The sequence below is a fragment of the Sphingopyxis sp. GW821-FHT10B01 genome, assembly GCF_059415685.1.
Map to the genome: position 1 here is coordinate 46,639 of NZ_JBWKNS010000002.1, position 18,442 is coordinate 65,080.

General features: G+C 65.6%; 3 protein-coding genes. 1 reads left to right on the forward strand and 2 read right to left on the reverse strand.

The window, feature by feature from the left end:
- Window positions 1-10: 10 nt before the first annotated feature.
- Complete coding sequence (locus AC07NV_RS04690) at window positions 11-15,991, reverse strand: autotransporter-associated beta strand repeat-containing protein (RefSeq protein WP_495165191.1); 15,981 nt, start codon at window positions 15,989-15,991, stop codon at window positions 11-13.
- Between the two features lie 517 nt (window positions 15,992-16,508).
- Between AC07NV_RS04690 and AC07NV_RS04695 the strand changes: the two genes are divergently transcribed.
- Entirely contained in the window at window positions 16,509-17,927 is a 1,419-nt protein-coding gene (locus AC07NV_RS04695; RefSeq protein ID WP_495165192.1) for a sulfotransferase family protein, read from the forward strand.
- Between the two features lie 133 nt (window positions 17,928-18,060).
- Here the strand turns inward: AC07NV_RS04695 and trxA are convergent, their stop codons facing one another.
- On the reverse strand, window positions 18,061-18,381 hold the full coding sequence (trxA, locus tag AC07NV_RS04700; RefSeq protein ID WP_495165193.1) for a thioredoxin TrxA: 321 nt from the start codon (window positions 18,379-18,381) through the stop codon (window positions 18,061-18,063).
- Between the last annotated feature and the right edge of the window lie 61 nt (window positions 18,382-18,442).

Sequence of the window (18,442 nt, forward strand, 5' to 3'; positions counted from 1 at the left end):
CCCGGCCGGTCTAGAACCGTACCCGGAAGCCCGCAGTGCCCTTCAGATTATAGCCCGCGCCGAAATCGGCGATTGCGGTATCGCCGGACACCTCGGTGTAGAGCGTGAAGCGGTCGTTGCCCCAGCTGTAGCTGCCGCCAAGACCGAGTTCGCCCGCAAGGCGGTGATCGCGGTTGACGATGGGCGTTCCCGACACATCGGTCTCGGCGCCGTCGAGCCATTCGTAGCTGAGGTTCGCGACGGTATAGAGGCGCGTGCGGCGGATATCCCCCGACCGGCCCTTCCAGCTCGTCTGATAATCGATCGCCAGTCCCCAGCGGGTCTTCAGGCTTTCGCCTTTCGTCACCGAAACCGCGGCTTCGGCCGGGTCCGCGAACCGGTCGGAATCGACCTTGGCATAGCTCGTCTGAACCTGCGGCGTGATCGAAAGATTCCGCCCGATCGGCGTCTGCTTGCCGAGTTCGAGGCTGAAGGCTTGCCCCTCGCCCTTGTTACCGCGGGCCAATGATCCGAGAATATTCGATTCCAGATTGCTGTCGAACCAGCTGAGCTTGACCTGCCCGTCGGCATAGAAGCCCTTGGGCCCGTACCAGGTCAGCGTCGCGCCGACGCCATAGCCCTGCGTATCGATCGAGCCGTTGCCGAAGATCGACGTCACGCTGCTGTCTGCTTCGCCATAATGCGCGGTCAGCCCGCCGACGAGCGCCGCGCCGTCGCTGCGCTGCGCCAGTACCGTATCGAGGCCGAACTGCGCCTGCCACTGGTCGGCCTTGCGGTCGGCGCCACTTGTCGAGACGCGCGCCTCGGGGCGTTGGCGTTCGGACTCGAACCGGCCCCAGAGACCTGCGCCGGCGACCGGCGAAGCCGCCCACGACCGGTTTCCGATCCGCTGCTGGAGCGTCGGCAGGCGATTGAGCGACTGCAAGGCGCCGACATAGGCTTCGTAAACCGGAACGCCCGGCTGATAGAGCGGCCCCTCCGGTTTACCACCCGCATCGAGCAGCGACGAGCGAAGATACCAGTCGCCGTCCTGCGGGGCGGCAATCCCGTTCTTGAAGAGACGATAGCCATAGGCGCCAGCAACCACCGCTTGCTGACCGTCGAACAGATAATCGCCGTCGAGCGCGAAGCTGCCGTTCGATGCGCCGACGACGTCGACGATCTTGATGCCATCGACCGTCTGCGCGCCAAGGCCGCCGCGGTTGATCACCGTCACCCGCGTATTGCCCGATGTCGCGCCGTTCACGACCAGCCGGTCGGCGCGCGACGCATCGCCGCCGAGTTCGGCCTCGATTTCCAGCACGCCGCCATTGCCGCGATAATCGCCCGAAACGGTCAGCGATCCGATGCCAGTGCCCGGTGCGACGACGCCCGCATTCGCGATGCTGCCAACGCGGCCGGCGCCTTCGAGGCGACCAGCCGAGCCGACGGTCACCGCGCCACCGAGGCTGCCCCGGACCGCCAGCGTGCCACCAGCGACCGTCGTGCTGCCGGCGAAACCACTATTGTCGGCGGTAACGAGCAACATACCCATACCATTTTTTGTCAGCGCGCCGGCGCCGGAGATGAGGCCATTGTAGGTGAAGACCGTATCGGCCGCAGTCGCAATCGATCCGCCGCTCGCGACGACGATGTCGCGCGCGCTGGCGAAGCTGGCACTCGTTTCGAGCGCGCCGCCGTCGAGCGTCACATCGCCCCCGGCGGCGCCCAGATTGGCATCACTCGAAATCCGCAACGTACCGCCGGCGATCAGCGTGCCGCCAGCATAGCTATTGGTGCCACCGAGGACGAGTGTGCCCGCGTCGGATTTCACCAGCTGCGCCGCACCGCCCAGCGCCGAGTTGATCGTCGCGGTGAAGCCGGCACCCGCCGTGCTGCCATCGCCGACGCGGATCGTCGCGGTCGCATCGGTCAGGGCGATACCGCCGCCGCCGATCACATAATTGTTCGCCGCAAACTGCATTCCGGCGACCGACACCGCGCCAAGGCTGTTATCGACCGTGACCGTCCCGCCAGTGCCGCCGAAGATTGCGAAGGCACCGTCCGAATAGGCCGCGTTGATCGCGCCGCTCTCACCCGTCCAACCATCGTTGCCGCCGCTGTTCTGCCACACGCCGTTGCCGCCGTTGATCACGCCATTATTCTTGGGTCCGCCCGCGCCGTCCCAGAAATTGAGCGTGAGGCCCGCCGAATTGACGAGATTGACCTGACCCGCGATCGACGTCTGGACATTCGCATTGGAGCCCGCCGGCATCGTGCCGAGCGTGACGCCATTGTTGGTCAACGCCCCGCCATAGTTGAACATGCGATAGACGCCGACGTCGAACGCGCCGCCGGCCGGCACGCCGACGTTGAGCACGCCATCGAGTACGAGATTGCCACCGATGTTGACGAGGTCGTTGAGCGCGCCGCCGACCGTGCCGGCTTCGCCGAACTCGAAATCGAGCTGCGTCGTCGCCGACAGCGACAGGTTTCCGCCGATGGTCAGCGTGCCCGCTGCACCCGCGCCCGGTGCCAGCACCGCGCCGTTGGCCAGCACGACATGGCCGCCGATCGTTCCGGTACCGCCCAGCGCCGCGCCAGCGAGGACGTTGGTCGTCCCGGCCGCAGCCGCATAATCGCCATTGACGAACATCGTGCCGCCCGCAACCGTCGCGCCGCTGAACGTGCCGCTCCCGCCCAGAACCAGCGTACCGCCGCCGCTCTTGGCAAAGCTGCCCGTGCCCGAAAGCGCACCCGCCAGCGTCAGCGTCGTACCCGCATCGGTGCGGAACCCGCCGGTGCCGGTCAGTTCAACGCCGCGCGCCGACGTGAAGGTCGCTGTCGTTTGCAGGGTGCCACCGTCGAAGCGGAGCGCGCCCGGCGCGGCGCCGAGGTTACCGTCCGCGCCGATCCGCAGCGTGCCGCCGTTGACCGATGTTCCGCCCGCATAGCTGTTCGCGCCCGACAGGACGAGCGTTCCGGCGTCGGTCTTCACGAGGCCCGCCGCACCGGTCAGCCCGGCGTCGATCGTCGCAACATAAGCCGCGCCTGCTGCGGTGCCGTCGCCAACGCGAATCACTGCCTGCGCGCCGTCCAGCGACAGCGCATCGCCAGTGATGCGATAGCCGCCAGTCGCGAACTGCATGCCCGATGCCGATACGGCGCCGGGGCCGTTGTCGATCGTCACCGTCCCGGCCGTGCCGGAGAAGATGGCGAAAGCGCCGTCGTCATAGCCCGCGTTGACCGTGCCGCCGATGTCGGTCCAATTGTCGTTGCCGAGGCCGTTCTGCCATACCCCGTCGCCGCCGTTCACCGCGCCGTCGAACTTCGGCCCGGCCGCGCCGTCCCAGAAATTGAGCGTAGCCGATCCCTTGTTGATCAGGTTCACCTCGCCTGCAATCGCCGTCTGCACCTGCGCATTGGCACCGGCAGGCATCGTCCCGAGCTGAATCCCGTTGTCGGTCAGCGATCCCGCATAATTGATGACGCGGTAAAGCCCGATGTCGAACGCCCCGCCCGGCGAGACCGACACGTCGAGCGTGCCGTCGAGGACGAGGTTGCCACCGACATTGACGACATCGTTGAGCGGGCCGCCGACATCGTTCGCCCGACCAAGTTCAAAGCCAAGAGTTCCGCCCGCGGCGAGCGCGAGATTGCCGTTGATCGCGAGGGCACCCGGACCGCCCGCGCCCGGGGCAAGCGTTGCGCCATCCGCGATCGCGACGTTACCGCCGACGATGCCGGTACCGCCCAATGTCGCGCCCGAGGCGACGCTGGTGAGGCCTGTCGCCGCCGACTGGTTACCGTTCACAAGCAGCGTGCCCGCCAGGACGTCGGTCGCGCCGGTATAGCTGTTCGCGCCGCCGAGCGTGAAGGTACCGGCCCCCTGTTTGACGAGCGCGCCACCCGTGCCCGTGATCGGGCCGGAGAAGAGCGTGTCGTTCGCGGTGCCGAAGGTCAACGCTTTGCCGCCGAGGAAAACCGCGCCGGCGCCGGAGAGATCGCCGATCGTCGTTCCGGCGCTTGCGACGCCCGCAATATTGAACAACGCGCCGCCGTTTACCGTCACCGCGCCTTGCGAATAGAGCGAGCCATTTCCGACGAGCTCGAAATTGCCCGCAGCCACGGTGGTGCCGCCCGTATAGCTGGTCGCGCCAAAGTAACGCACGGCCCCGCCGAAGGCGGTCACGACGACCCGGCCGCCGGTGCCGCCGCCGATGCCGCCGTCGGCAATCGAACCCGCCCAGTCGCTGAAGCTGTTGGCAAGCCCGAGCGTCAACGTCTTCGATCCCAGCGCGATCGTCCCGTCGGCCGCACCGTTCAGCTGGATGACACGCGCCCCGGTCGCGGTCTGCGAAATGTCGAAGACGGTCCCCGACCCGACGACCAGATTGCCCGCGCCGATCGTTCCCGCGCCCGCCAGCGCCAGCGTGCCGCCAGCGAGGACCGTCCGGTTGGAATAGCTGTTGGCGCCGGTCAGCGTGAGCGTCCCGGTTCCGCGCTTGTCGAGGAAATTGCCCGCCGCATTGCCGGGGCCGTTGCCGATCACGCCGCCGAGCGTGACGTCGAAGCCCTGCGTATCGATCGCGTTGGAATCGGGGCTGCCGAGCAGAATCGTGCGCGTCGAAGCAAAGGATGCGCCCGCCTGCAGCGTGCCGCCCTGAAGCGACAGCGTGCCCGCAGCACTGCCCAGGCCCGCGTCGCTGAACACACGCACGGTGCCGCTGTCGATCAGCGTACCCCCGTCATAGCTGTTCGTTCCAGTCAGCTCGAGGAGACCGTTGCCGCGTTTGGTCAGCGAGCCCGTTCCCGAGATGGCGCCGTCGAGGCGGATCGTCCCCGACCGGTCGATCACCAGCGCGGCGTTGTTGACGACATCGCCGCCGATCAGGCCACTCGCGCCGCCGCTGCCAATCTGCAGCGTGCCGCCTTCGATGCGCGTGCCGCCGGTGTAGCTGTTGCTGCCGGTGAGCACCAGCGTGCCCGCGTCGGCCTTGCTCAGTCCGGCGGTTCCGGTGAGTTCGGCTCCAATCGTCGCGGTATAGCCCACGCCCGCCGTGCTGCCATCGCCGACCTGAATGACCGCTTGTGTACCCGTCAGCGTCAGCGCGGCGCCCGTCAGAACATAGCCGTCGCTCGCGAACTGCATGCGTGAGGCGAGAACGTTGCCGCCGCTGTTGTCGATCGTGACGGTACCGGGTGCGGCCGCGAAAACCGCGAAACTGTCCTGCGCATAATCGGCGTTGATCGTGCCGTTGGCGTCGCTCCAGTTGTTCGAGCCGCCCCCGACACGCCACACGCCATCACCGCCGTTGAGCGCACCATTGTTCTTGGGTCCGGCCACGCCGTCCCAGAAGCTGAGCGTCAGGCCTTGCCCATTGACGAGATTTACCTGACCCGCGACCCCCGTGTGGACCGAAACGTTGCCGGTGCCGCCAGGGATCGTCCCCAGCGTCAGCCCATTGTCGATCAACGCGCCGCCATAGTTGAACACGCGGTATATACCGGGGCCGAAGCTGCCCCCCGTCGGAACCGTCACGTTGATGGTTCCATCGAGGGTCAAGTCGCCGCCAACATTGACCAGATCGTTAAGCGCCCCGCCGAACACATCGGCCTGTCCGAACTCGTAATTGAGGATCGAACCGCTGGCGAGCGACAGATTGCCGTTGATCGTCAGCGTGCCCGCGCTTTCGCCCGGAGCAAGGATCGCGCCGTTCTGCACATCGACACTGCCGCCGATGATCCCGGTGCCGCCGAGCGTGGCGCCCGAGAAGACCGTCGTCAGCCCGGTCGCTGCCGACTGGTCACCCTCGACCAGCAAGGTTCCCGCATTGACGAGCGTGGCCCCCGCATAGCTATTGGCGCCGGTCAGCGTGAGCGTGCCGAGACCGTCCTTGGCCAGCCCGCCCGCGCCCGCGAACCGCGGCGAAATGCGGATGTCGTGGCCGTCGGTATCGATGACGCCGCCGTTCGCGCCGAGCGCGATGTCGCGCGTATCGAAATCGACGAAGAAGAAGTCATTGTCCGCGGTTGCGCGCAGCAGGCCCCCATCCAAAGAGAAGTTCACGGTTCCAAGGCCACCGGCGATCTGGCTGGTTTCCAGAACGCCACGACGGCCGGTAGTGCCGAGCAAGGTCACCGTAGACGTGACGCCGGCCGCTACGCCGAGTGAGAAGCCCCCTTCGGCCCGGACACGTCCGCCATCTCCGATCGTCAGCGAGCCGTCGCCTTCATTGCCGACGGTCATGGTGAAGTCGGTTACCAGCCAGTTCGAACCCGCGCCGGTCACAACCGCGCTGCCGGTGTTATTCGCGCCGATATAGCCCTGATTGCTGACGGCACTCGCGCCGTTTTCGATACGCAAGGTGCCGGTGCCAAAGCTGCCGACAGTCAATTGCTGGGTATTGATCCACGACGTCCCGGCACCGGATAGGATCACGTCGCCATGCCCCGACGCACCAACGAGCCCGTCGTTGCTGGAGGCCGTCGCACCAGTTTCGATACGTAAGCTCCCCGTGCCGGAAAGACCGACGGTGATCCGTCCGCTGTTTTGCCACAGCGAGCCCGCGCCGCTGACGAGGACTTGCCCCACGCCATTGCTGTCGGCGCCAATCTGTCCCCCGACGCCGACGACCTTGCCGCCATCGGCAATATTCAAAGTCCCGTTGCCGTTGTAACCGACCTGCACATCGCCAGCGTTCGTCCAGGTCGAAGCGACCCCATTCGCGCCGACGCCCGAGACATTGACGATGCCCTGCCCCCCGACGTTCGAACCGACCCAGCCCGACTGGTTGCTGACCTGACCGCCCGCGGTGATGGTCAGCGTGCCGGTGCCGAACTCGCCGATGACGATGTCGCTCGCCCCGGTCCACGTCGAAGCATTGCCGTTCGCGTCCTGCCCCGAAACGGTGACAATCCCCCGGCTGCCGGCATCGTCGCCGACATAAGCGACATCCGTCACGGTCACGACGCCGCCATCGAGAATGTTCAGCGTGCCGGTGCCAAGGCGGCCGACACGGAGATTGCCCGTACTGGTCCACGTCGATGCATTGCCGCCGACGCCTGCGCCGACGACGGTCACGATGCCCTGCTCGCCGCTCTCGCGGCCGATCACACCCTCCGCGTTGCTCAGCCTGCCACCGTTCGCAAGCCGCAATTCGCCGCCGCGAACATTGGTTTCGCCAGCAAAATTGCTCGTCCCCGTCAGCACGAGCGTGCCGAGGTCGGTCTTGATGACATCGCCGATGCCGGTCAGGTTCGATGCGATCGTCGCGGTATAGCCGGCACCGCCGATCGAGCCGTCGCCGACGCGAATGATCGCCGCCGCATCGACGAGCGCGAGATCGTCGCCCGCGATGACATAGCCGTCGCTGGCGAACTGCATCCCCGAAGCCGTGACGTCGCCAAGCGAGCCATCGACGGTCACCGTACCGCCCACGCCCGAGAAAACCGCGAAGGCATCGTCGGTGAAGGGCGCGTTGGCCGATCCGTCGAATTCGGTCCAATTGTCGTTGCCGCCGCTGGCCTGCCACAAGCCGTCACCGCCCGTAATCGCCCCGTCATTCTTCGCGCCGTTGACGCCGTCCCAGAAACGCATGGTGAGGCCGGTGGTGTTGACCAGATTGACCTGGTTCGCGACCGAGGTCTGCACGAAGTAACCAGAATTGACCGTGAGCCCGTTGTCGGCCAGCGCTCCGGCATAGTTGATGATGCGATAGACGCCCGGATCGAAGCTGCCGCCCGGCGGCGCCGCAACATTGAGCGTACCGTCGAGGGTCAGATCGCCGCCGACCTCGATCAGATCGTTGAGCGCGCCGCCGACGACATTCGCCTGACCGAAGTCGACGTTGAGCGTTGCGGCCGACCCAAGGTACAGATTGCGAGCGATGGTCAGCCTGCCCGGAATCCCGCCGGCATCGCCCGGATTGAGGTTGCCATCAAAGATATCGACATAGCCGCCGATGGCGCCGGTGCCGCCCAGCGTGCCGCCTGTCGCCACGCTCACGAGGCTCACTCCGCCCCCAAGAATGCCGTCGACAAGCAGCGTGCCGCCCGCGACCGATGTCGTGCCGATGAAGGCCGAGCTGTCGCCGGTCAGGCGTGTGGTTCCCGCCATATGGTTGACCGTTCCGAGGCCCGCCATGCTGTTGGCGAAGAGATAGTTCGTCTCGGTGTGGTTGAAGTTCAGTTCGCCCGTACCGGGTCCGAAGATGATCGCACCATCGAGGAAGCCCGCGGCGGCGGCCGCGCCGCCTTCGACGCCGCCGATATTGACCGTACCGCTGGTCCCGGCGTTATCGCCGCCGAGTGTGACACCGGTGCCGGCGGTGACCCGCCCGCCATTGGCGATCGTCACGATACCGGTGCCGGTGTTGGTCGACCCGATCTTCAGATCCTGCGTCACCGCGAAGGTCGATCCTGCGCCCGAAACCAGCACCCCCGCTTGCTGCGAAACGCCGATCTCGGCCCTGCTGAAGCTCGCGGCGCCACCGTCGAGCACCGAGAGCTGCGCTGTGCGCAAACCGAGCACGCCGCTGCTCGTCCAGTTGGACCCGGCGCCGGTGACAGTGATCGTCGACGCGGTCGTGTTGCCGGTGAGATTGCCGATCGGATTCAATGTGCCCGTTCGCAGGCTGCCGCCACTGCTGATCGTGACGACCGAGTGGGAGGCCGTCGTGTTGCCGACCTGAAACTGCCCGTTGCTGCCCAGATCGACCAGCGAACCGGCGCCCGAAATATTCAGGTCCGCCGAGCCCGTGCCCGACAGGGTACGAAGCTGCATGCCGATGCCGGAGGTCGTCCGGATGGTGCCACCGTTCGTCACGTTGATCGTGGCGCCGCTCGGGCTTGTGACCACAGCGGAAACGCGTTGGGCATTGAGCGTCGAACCGATGCCCGAAACGGTCAGCACGCTGCCTTGGGCGGTCACATTTCCCGTCGTCGCGACGGTGTTGCCGGCGTTGATGCGAAGCTCGCTGCCCGGCTGGGCGGTAATGTTTCCGCCGAAGTTGCTGTTGCCAGTGAGGTTCAATATCCCGGCGTCGACGACAACGGTGCCCGTTCCGGAGAAGGAGCCGCCATAGGTGTAGCTGTCCGAACGATTGAAGGTGACGGCGGTCCCGCCGTTGATGGCGATGTCGCCGGCGAACGAGCCGCTGGTGGCGCCATCGCCGATCCGCAGCCCGCCCTGCATGATCGTGGTGAGCCCGGTGTGCGCCGCGTCGCCAGTGATGATCAGGGCGCCGATGCCGGTCTTGGTCAGCGCCCCCGACCCGCTGGTGTCGCCTGCGAGCGTCAAAGTGGTACCGGCATTGAAGGTGGTGGACACATCGATCGTGCCGTTTCCGGTGAAGCCAATGTCGCGGCCCGTGACGATCGGAGCGATCAATCGCAACGTTCCGCCGTCGAAGCTGATGTCACCCGCCGCATCGCCCAGATTGGCGTCGCTCGTGATCTGCAGAACGCCGCCGTTGAGCGCGGTGCCGCCCATGTAGCTGTTGGTGCCATTGAGGACCAGCGTGCCCGCATCGGTCTTGACCAGCCGGCTCGCCCCGCTGAGTTCGGCGTTGATCGTCGCGAGATAGGCCGCACCTGCCGCGGTGCCGTCGCCCACGCGGACGATCGCATCGGGATCGACCAGCGTCAGCCGCGCGCCGCTGATCAGATAACCACCCGTCGCGAACTGCATTCCCGTCGAGGTGACCGCGCCGCCGCTGTTGTCCACCGTCACCGTGCCCGGCGCGCCCGCGAAGATCGCAAAGGTCCCGTCGGCATAGGCCGCGTTGATGCTGCCGTCGGCGCCCGTCCAGTTGTTGTCGGCGCCGCCCAGATGCCAGCTGCCGTTGCCGCCGTTGACCGCATTGTTGAACTTCGGTCCGCCAGCGCCATCCCAGAAGCTCAACGACAGGCCGTCCGAATTGATCAGGTTCACCTGACCCGCGACCGAGGTCTGGACGGTGACATTGCTTCCCGGCGGCATCGAACCCAGCGCGAGCCCGTTGTCGATGAGCGTGCCGCCATAGTTGAACACGCGATAGAGGCCGCCGCCGAAGTTGCCACCAGTCGACACATTGACATTGATCGTCCCGTCGAGCGTCAGATTGCCGCCGACATTGACCAGATCGTTGAGCGCGCCGCCGACAACATTCGCCTCGCCGAACTCGAAGTTCAGGACCGAGCCGCCCGCGAGCGCCAGGTCGCCATTGATGTTGAGCGTGCCGGGGCTGTTGCCCGGCGCAAGGATGCCGCCGTTCAGCACATTGACGCTGCCGCCGATCGTCCCGTTGCCGCCGAGCGCCGCGCCCGAAGCCACGGTGACGAGGCCCGTTGCCGCCGACTGGTCGCCGTTGATGCGCAGGGTCCCGGCGTTGACGTTGGTCGCGCCGGCATAGCCGTTGTTTCCGCTGAGCGTCAGGATGCCCGCGCCCGACTTGATGAGGCTGCCCGCGCCCGAAATCACACCGCCCAGTGCGAAGGTCGTGCCAGTGTCGGGCAGGATCGTGCCCGCGCCGGTCAGGCTGCTGCTCCGTGCGCTCGCAAAGGATGTCGTGGTACGTAATATACCGTTCGAGAATGTGAGACCGCCCGCCGCAGCGCCGAGGTTGGCGTCGGCCGAAACCTGCAATGTGCCGCCGAGGATCGACGTGCCGCCCGCATAGCCGTTGATCCCGCTCAGCACCGTGGTTCCGCTGCCGATCTGCCGCACGACGCCGCTGCCCGAGATCGTTCCGGCGAAAGTGACGAGATCCGCGCGATTGAATGCCAGCACGCCATTATCGATAACGTTGCCGACGATGCTGCCCGCCGTGCCGCCGTTACCGAGCTGGAGCGTGCCCGTGTCGATCGTTGTGCCACCGGTGTAGAGGTTGGTGCCGGTCAGGACCGTCGTCCCCGTCCCCGCCTGACGCAGCGCGCCTGTCCCGACGATCTGTCCGCCATAGGCCAGAAGGTCGCTGCGATTAAAACCGAGCGTACCGAAATTGTTGACGATTGTGCTGGCGATCGAGCCCGTCGTCCCGCCATTGCCGATGAACAGCGTCCCGCCGTTGACATTGGTCGACCCGGTATAGCTATGGTTGCCGGTCAGCACCCAGCTGCCGCTGTCGTTTTTCGCAAGCGTGGTGATGCCGATACCGGAGTTACCGATCGAACCCGCAAGCGTGTTGTTGCCGCTGTTCGTCCCGCCGAGCGCGATCGTACGCGCCTGGTTGGCACCCTGCAGCGTCACAGGACCGGTGTCGGTAAAGACGACCGCGCCGGTGCCCGACGATTCGAGGAAGGTCACGCCCGCCGACAAGGTGAACAGGCGGTTCGTCGTATCGCCACTGCCGGTATAGCGCAGCGTCGAACCGTTGCCGATGACGAGGTTCGCCGCGGCGGCCGACGAAGCGCCGATGCTGCTCGCGGCGCCGCCGTTGCTGAGCTTGTCGACCGCGAGCACGCCGCCGTTGATCGTCGTCACGCCGGTGTAGGTGCTGCCGGCATTGGTCAGCACCCAGGTGCCCGCGTCATTCTTGGTCAGGCGGGTCAGGCCGCTACCATTGTTCGTGATTTGCGCGGCCAGGATATTGTTGCCGGTGTTGGTGCCGCCCAGCGTCAGCGTCTGCGCCGTGTTGGCGCTCGCAAAGGTCAGCGGGCCGGCATGGGTGAAGGCGATCGCGCCGGTGCCCGACGCGTCGAGCTTGCTGGTCGTCGAGGCGCCGAGCGTGAACTGGCGGTTGGTGCTTCCGCCAGCGCCCACATATTGCAGCGTGCCCCCGCTCAGAACCAGGTTGCCCGCGTCCGAGGAGGAGGATCCGATCGAGCTGTTCGCGCCGCCATCGTCGAGACAGGCGACGGCGAGCGTACCGGCGTTGATAACCGTGGTGCCGCCGTAGCTGCTCGAACAACCGGATAGCTGCTGGATGCTGCCGCCATTCTTTATCAGGCCGCCATTGCCGCTGATCGCACCCCCGAAATTGGCAGCCACAAGGCTGCCGCCAAGATTGATCGTGAGCGTCGCGCCGCCGAGCGCGATATTACCACCCAGCGTTCCACCGCCCGCGAGCGCAGCGACGCTGTTGCTGAACCCGTTGAGGTCGAACAGCACGCCGGACGTGTTGTCGAGCGACATCCAGCCGCTGCCGAGCGCGGTGGTCGACCCTGCACGAATGGTGCCGTTAAAGACGCGGACATTGCCGGTCGAACTATTCGTTCCGGACAGGAGCAGCGTCCCCGCGCCATCCTTGTTCAGCTGCGCACCGCCTGCGACGGCTCCCGAAAATTCGAGTGTCGTCCCGGCGTCGAAGACATTGATCGTACCGTTGCCAGCCACCGTGAAGCCACGGTTGGTCGACGCATTTGCGCCCATATAAACGAGCGTCCCGCCCGACCCGATGATCAGGTTCGATGCCGCCGCCGAAGACGCGCCGATGCCGCTCACCTGTCCGCCATCCGCGATGCAGTCGATCGCGAGGCTGCCGCTGATCGTCGTGACGCCGGTATAGTCGTTGGTGCAACCGCTGATCGTCTGGGTGTAGCCACCGGCGCCCCGCGTGAAACCGCCGGCGCCGGTGATCCGGCCGGTGAAGATGCCGGGGCCGCCCGCGGTCGTCAGCGTGCGCCCGCCCAAGTTGACGAGCCCGCCGCCGATCACCGCCGCGACATTGATGTCGTACCCGCCAAGGTCGAGCGTCGCGCCCGTATTGACGGTCATATAACGGCCGCCCGGGCCAAACGCGCGCGCCGATCCCGCGCGCAACGTGCCGGCGTTGACGGTGGTATCGCCGGTGTAGCTGTTGGTGCCGCCGAGAATCAGCGTGCCGTCGCCATCCTTGACCAGCGAACCCGCGCCCGTTGCAACACCGCTGATCGTCAGCGTCGTCGCCGCCTGCGCGACGTCGATGCGGCCGTTGCCGCTCGCGAGGGTAAAGCCGCGATTGGTGGCGACAGTGCCGCCGGTATAGCGAAGCTGGCCGCCCGTCGTCAGAACGAGGTTCGCCGACGCATTGCCCGCCGCGCCTATTCCGCTCGCAATATCGCCGTCACTCAAACTATTCACCGCGAGCGTGCCGCCCGCCACGGTCGTTACGCCGACATAGTCATTCGCGGCATGGGCAAGCGTCAAAGTCCCCGCGCCGGTCTTGGTGAAGCCCGCATCATCGGGGCTGGTCACGACGCCCGAGAAGGTCAGGTTGGTGCCGCCCGCAGTCACCTCGATCGTCCGCAAGGGACCACCGTTTACCAGCGTAAAACCGCGATCGCTTGTCGCGGTGCCGCCGGTATATTGCAGCGTACCGCCTTCGAGAGCGAGGTTCGACGAGGCCGATGAGGAGGCGCCGAGGCCCGAAGCCGCGCCGCCGTTGGCGATGTTTGAAACCTGAAGGATACCATCGGTCAGCGTCGTCGCGCCGGTATAGCTGTTCGCGCCCGACAGGACGACCCGGCCCGCACCGCCCTTTGCAAAGGAGGTGACGCCGCCGCCGTCGACAATCGTCGATCCGATCGTGAATATACCGCTGCCGTTGTGCTGGATACCGAGCGCCCCGCCCGCAATGCCGCTGGTGAGCTGGCCGCCGTTGATCGTCTGGTTCGCCGTACCGACGCTTGGCGCCACGATGATCGTGCCGTCGATTCCCAGTGCGTTGCCGGCCCCGACGGTGACGGTCGACCCCGCCGCCGCCGAATAGCGAAGGCCCGCCAGATAGACATTGCCGCCGACGGTACCGGTGAAGGGCGAGTTCGCGGCGCCCGCGCTATCGCTGATAATTTCACCCGTCGCCCAGGTGCCGGCATTGTCCTTGTCGGTATAATCGGTCGCGTCGAACGCAACGATGTTGCCGCCGACGACCTTGGCATAGTCCGAGCCGTTGATCGTCGCCCAGCCGCCGAGCACGCCATCGAGATTGCTCGTCGTAATCGCGCCCGCGCCGGGCAATATGAAATTGACGAGGCCGCCGGTGCGGTCGATCGCCCCGAGGTTGAGGTTCAGCGTACCGCCGGCGCCATTGACCGCGCGCAGCGTGTTGCTGCCCGCGCTGACCGTCAGGCCATTGAACGTCTGGCCGTTCGCCTCACCCGCCGCGCCGAATATTTCGAGCACGCCGCCCGACAGCACCAGATGCGACGCCGACGAAATGATGTTCGATACCGGACCAGCGGCGCCGGTAAAATCGAGCGCGAGCTTGCCACCGGCAATCGTCGTCGCGCCGGTGTAGCTGTTCGTGCCCGTCAGCGTCAGCGCGCCCGCGCCGGCCTTGGTCAGCCCGCCACTGCCCGTGATGCTGCCACCGAAGCTCTGCGCCGCCGCCGCGTTGACCGTCAGCGTCGAATTGCCGAGCGCGACCATACCGCCGCTGCCCGTCAGCGACGGGGCGACAAGGTCGAAACCACCCAGATCGAGCGTACCGCCGTTGATGATAAAGCCCGTCGCATTGCCGAACGCCCCCGCGCCGCCGGCGCGCAGCGTGCCATTATTGACCGTCACCGTCCCGCGATGGGCATTCGTGCCGCCGAGCACCCAGGTGCCGGCGCTGTCGGCGATCAGATTGCCGTTACCGGACATGGCGCCCGAGAAGATATTGGTCCCGCCATAGCTGCCGCCAAGCGTCAGTGCGTCGGGATTCGGATTGCCGGCGTTGAACACCAGCGCACCCGACAGGTTGAGCGCGCCGGTGCCGTCGTTGCGGATTATGTTGGCGGCCCCGTTGATCAGCCATTCGCGATTACTGGCATCGCCCGCACCGGTATAGCTGAGCGTCCCGTTGGCGAGACCGATCGTCGTGCCCACGCCCAGCGAGCTGGCGCTTCCGATGTCGGCCAGCTTTCCTACGCGGACTTCGCCGACAAGGGTCGCTTGGCCGGCGAAGACATTTGCGGTGCCAAGAAGAACATGACGACCCGCCAGCGCGCTGAAACCGAAGCTGCCCCCGCTGAGCACGCCGAGCAGACGGACGTCGGCGGTGTCCGCGTAGAAGCCCCCATTGGACGAGATATCGACATCGCCTGTAATCTCGAGCGTACCCGTCCCCTGATTTCGGATGAGCGCGCCGTTGCCGTTGATGTCCCAGTTGCGGTTCGAACTGTCGCCATCACCAAGATAGATGATGCTGTCACTATATTGGCTCTGCTGGTTGAAGATGATCGTACCGTCGGCCACCGTTACGGGGGCGCCGAGCGAGCTTGCTTCGCCGAGATTACCGATCGAGGTGAAGCGCGTCGAACAGTTGCCGTTGCACGCGGTAAAAACGGTGCGGCCGGTGTAGTCGCTCAGGTCGTTGCTCATTGTGACGCCGCTCGCAGCGAGCTGCACCGACCCGTTGCCGCGGATCCGCGCCGCGCCCGCAGCCGCGCCTTCGACGATCAGGTTGCCGCCGTTGCCGATCGTAACCGTGCGCGCTGAACTGGCACCACCGATGGACAGGCGCACGTTGCTCCCGGCGCCGGTAAAGATATTGTTCCCCGCCGCGCCGAGCGCGCTGTCGGTATTCGCATAGAGGCTGCCCGCATTGATGTTGATGTCGCCGGTAAAGCTGTTCACGCCGCCGAGAATCAGCCCGCCATTGCCCGCCTTGATCAATCCGTTCGATCCCGCCACGATCGAGTTGATCGTGCTGTTTCCGGTCACTGTCGTGATCGTCGAATTGGCGCCACCCAGCGTGATCGTGCTGCCGCTCAGAACATAGCCGGCCGAACTGAAGGTGATGTTGCCAACCGTCACCGGAACGCCAACGGTCACCGTCCCCGCAGTGCTGCCAAAGATTGCGTTGTCGAGATCGCCATTATTCCACGGCTCGGCAAAGGGGCCACTGACGCCGTCGCCATTGGGGCTCCAGTTCAGGTTGGCGAGGTTCCACGTGCCCGTGCCACCCGAACCGACCGCAGTACCGTTGGCATCCCAATACCGATCCTCGGCGTGTGCGGACATCGGCACGCATGCCAGCACGGCCGCCAGCGAGGCTCCACAAAGAAGGCGCCGCGAACGCCCCTTTGCGGTCCGGTCGTTATGGCGGGGCATTTTCTTCTCGGTCATGACGCATCCTCGAACGCAAAAAAGCCCGTCCGGACGGACGAGCAAGGCAATAAGCGGCTTGATTATTGGATGAAGGCCGGAAGCAATGTCGAACGGCGCTCGGCGATAGGGATGCAACGGCCCGATATGCCGCAACCAAACCCTTGACCTCTGCTCATTCGACGACCCCCTGGCTCCAGCGCCGCCGCCCACCGGACGGGCAACGCCTTCTTTGATTGCCTCACGAGGCTTTTGACGGCCCGCGCAATCTGCCCCATCGTCATGCCTCCTCCGCCGAGGCGGATGGTCGCGGAGAGCAAAACCAGATCAATCCATCGGAGCGTCCGAAAGATGACATCCTTCGCTCGCTACGAAGCATTGGTTATTAACTTATTACTAAACCGCGGATAATTACCGTATGTCACGGTATCGACACGGAAAGCTGATCCCGCATAACATTTTTTAACAGGCCATAGCGCAAGCAGTCACGGTTACACGACGCTTGCCCCGATGGCGGTTGCGTCCCTAAATCGCCCGCATGCCATCGATAAACCCGCACGCCCTTTCCCCTGACAGCGAGCAGGCGCTGCGTCAGGCCATCGCGAACCATCCCGGCGACGCCCGCGCGCATGCAGCGCTGACATCCTCCCTCTGCGGCGCCGGTCGTGTGGATGAAGCGTTGGCGCATATCGATCGCGAGACAGGCCGTCAGCCGTCGAAGATTTGGCCGCTGTCGATAAAGGCCGGCATATTTTCCAGCGAACGGCGTGCGGCCGAGGCGCTCGACGTCCACCGGCGACTGGTCGCGATGGCCCCGGATGTCGCGCTTCTGTGGGCGAATTTCGGCAGCGACCTCGCGGCCGTCGGCGACGTAGACGAAGCAGCCGCCGCCTTTCGCGCGGCGGTCGAGCGCGCTCCCGACTACGGGACCGCATGGCTGGGGCTTGCCAATTTGCCCGGTGCGTCGCTTGACGACGCCGATCTCGCGGCGATGGAAAAAGGGGTCGCCCTCGCGCATGATCCCTATCAAAAGATCCAGCTTCTTTTCGCGCTCGGCAGCGCGCATGGCGCGCACGGGGCATTCGGCCGATCCTTCGAAAAATTTACCGAAGCCAATGCCCTGCGCGAAACGGCGGTTCCCCACGACGGCGCCGGACTCGCCGCCTTTGTCGAGGCCCACGGGAGGCTCCGGAAATCCTTTTTCGCGACGGCACCAGAAGTCCCCACCCAGGTGAATGGACCGATTTTCATCGTCGGCATGCCCCGATCGGGATCCACGCTCGTCGAACAGATCCTCGCCAGCCATCCCGAAGTCGAAGCAATGGGCGAGTTGTTCGCACTTCAGGAGGTCGCCGCGTCGATCCGCGCTTTCAACTCACCCGATGCCTTTGTCCACCGCTTGCACACATTGACGCAAGCCGAAGCGGCGCGGCTCGGCGCGCATTATCTGACGAAAGCGGAGCGCTACCGCCGAACCGACCGTCCCTGCTTTACGGACAAGATGCCGGCCAACTGGCGCCTTGTCGCACTCATCCAGCGGATTCTACCGGGCGCACGGATTATCGATGTGCGGCGCGACCCGCTGGCTTGCTGCTTTTCGGCCTACACGACCTATTTCAACCGCCACACGGACTTTCCGAACACGCTCGAAGATCTCGGTCGATATTACCGACTCTATCTCCGGCTGATGGAAATGGTGCGGGGCTTGGCACCCGGCACATTGTACCGCCTCGATCACGCGCGACTTGTCTCGAATGCGGAGCAGGAAATTCGCGCGCTACTTGGCTTTCTGCGGCTACCCTTTTCGCCGGCCTGCCTCAGGCCCGAAGAAAATTCGCGCGCCATTTACACGCCGAGCGCCCAGCAGGTCCGGGCGCCGATTCATCGCGAGAACAACCGATGGCAGCCTTATCTGCCTTGGCTGAAGCCGCTACAGGCCGCGCTCGACATCCGATAATGATGGACCGGCGCTTGTAGCCGGCAACGCCGTTTCCTAAGGCCGCAGTGGCCGCTTTGAGGCCATAGTCGATTGTCGCGCAACGGCCCGGGGGCGCCGGAAGCGGCCCCGGCTTTCGCCGGGGCACAGTCCGTTACAGCGCGTTTTCGAGCCAGCCCTTGAGCGCGCTCTTCGGCGCCGCACCGACCTTGGTGTCGGCGATCTCGCCATTCTTGAACAGGATCATCGTCGGGATGCCGCGCACGCCATATTTGGCGGGGGCGTTCGGATGATCGTCGATGTTCAGCTTCGCGATCACGACCTTTTCACCGAGCTCGTTGGCGATTTCCTCGAGCGACGGGCCGATCATCTTGCACGGGCCGCACCATTCGGCCCAGAAATCGACGAGCACGGGGGTGTCGCTGTCGAGGACGTCGGCCTGGAAGCTGTCGTCGCTGATTGCCTTGGTACCCATATGTTGAACTCCTGAAATTCTCTTGTCCCTAAACTAAGCGGTCGGGGCCTCCGGCTCAAGG

Bases quoted from the DNA above. Each gene is read 5' to 3' on its own strand.
- AC07NV_RS04690 (WP_495165191.1), bottom strand. From the start codon at position 15,991: ATGACCGAGAAGAAAATGCCCCGCCATAACGACCGGACCGCAAAGGGG.
- AC07NV_RS04695 (WP_495165192.1), top strand. From the start codon at position 16,509: ATGCCATCGATAAACCCGCACGCCCTTTCCCCTGACAGCGAGCAGGCG.
- trxA (WP_495165193.1), bottom strand. From the start codon at position 18,381: ATGGGTACCAAGGCAATCAGCGACGACAGCTTCCAGGCCGACGTCCTC.